At 67.7% G+C, this 1,478-nt stretch carries 1 pseudogene; it reads right to left on the bottom strand.

Annotated features, from left to right (window positions below):
* A pseudogene (locus tag AUC71_RS03685) lies at positions 1–1,342 on the bottom strand (TIGR03808 family TAT-translocated repetitive protein); the annotation flags it as partial.
* Between the last annotated feature and the right edge of the window lie 136 nt (positions 1,343–1,478).

Here is a 1,478-nt window from a genome sequence, read left to right on the forward strand (position 1 = left end):
CCCACATTGGCGTAGACCGCGAGGTTGCGAAACGCCTCGGCGCTGTCGCGGGCGAGATCGGGGCCGAGGGGAGTCGGCCCTTTCATGGCGCGGATGGCGCCGTCCTTGGCGCCGTCGATGAGATTGTCCGTGATTAGCGCGGTGCCTGCCTCCGGGCTCACCGAGACGCCGATGCCGATATGGGCTTTGCGGATCACGTTGTCGGTCACGCTCACGTCGCGCAGATAGTCGCCCCAGCCGACGAGAATGCCGTAGGACGGCGCGCCCTCGATGATATTGCCGTTGACCACTGTATCGGCCTCGACGCCGATGCCGATGCCGCGGATCTCGCCGTCTTGCGCAGGAAAAGATTGCGCACGATGTTGCCTTGCACCACGGCGAGGCGGCCGCCCTCGTTGAAGTTGGTGACCGAGATGCCCATGGCCGCCGTGTCGACGATATTGTTGGCGATCACCGCGCCTTCGAATCCGTATTCGGCATAGAGCGCTACCTCGCCGAGCCGCGTGCAGGAGTTCGCCACCATCTGGCAGTTGGAGCCGGCGTTGGAGCGGATCGCGGAGAAGGCGCAGTCGGCGATGCGGTTCTGTGTCACCATCACAGAGCCTGCGCGGAAGATATTGACACCATTGCCGTTCTGTCCGCTGCCGCCGCTGTTGGCGGCGATGCGCTCGATGCGGTTGCCGCTCACGATGGTGGCGTCCTCGCCGATTTCCGAGCGCCAGACGAGGATGCCGTTGTCGCCGCAATCATGCACATGGTTGTGGCTGATCTCGAGCCCGCTTGCGTCCTCGCTGAACAGCGCCGCGTGAGCGATGTCGCCGAACTCGCAATCGGCGATGCGGCCGGATGCCTTGCGCAGCACCACACCGTCTTCGCTGCTGTCCATGAAGCGGCAGTCCGAGACGTCGAGATGCGTCGTCTCGGTCGCCTTCAGGAGCGCGCCGTTCTCGCCGAGGGATGCGCCGCCGCCGTCGAGCACGAGACCGGCAAGGCGCACATTGTCCGTGCCTTCGGTCTCCAGGATGGCGCCGCCGGTGATGTAGCGCAGGATCGTGAGCCCCGGCACGCCGTGGATATGCGTGCCCGATTTGAGGGTGAGCCGCGCGGTCGAATAGGAGCCCGCGGGCAGAAAGAGCGGCGTGCCCGTGCGGGCGGCCGCGTCCGCGGCGTCTTGCAGCGTCGCGGTCTGGCTGATCGCGCCGTCCGCCGGTTTCACGCCGTAAGTGCTGAACGCATCCTGCGCCCCGACGTCATCGCGGGCCTGCGCCATACGAGGGCCTACCGCCGCGGTCAGCCCGGCGCCGAGGCCGGCCAGCATGACTTCCCGCCGTCCGAGCGTCATGCCCGCGCCTCCGCGGCAGAGGCCGCGTCGTCCGTGACGGGCAGACGCGGGGAGCGGGCGGCCTCGAGCACGAAGCGCAGCGTGTCTTCCGCCGCGGACAGGAGGGCGTCTTGATGAAGCGTGCCGCCTTGCGCCG

Origin of the sequence: Methyloceanibacter marginalis (assembly GCF_001723295.1) — a bacterium.
GTDB lineage: Bacteria > Pseudomonadota > Alphaproteobacteria > Rhizobiales > Methyloligellaceae > Methyloceanibacter > Methyloceanibacter marginalis.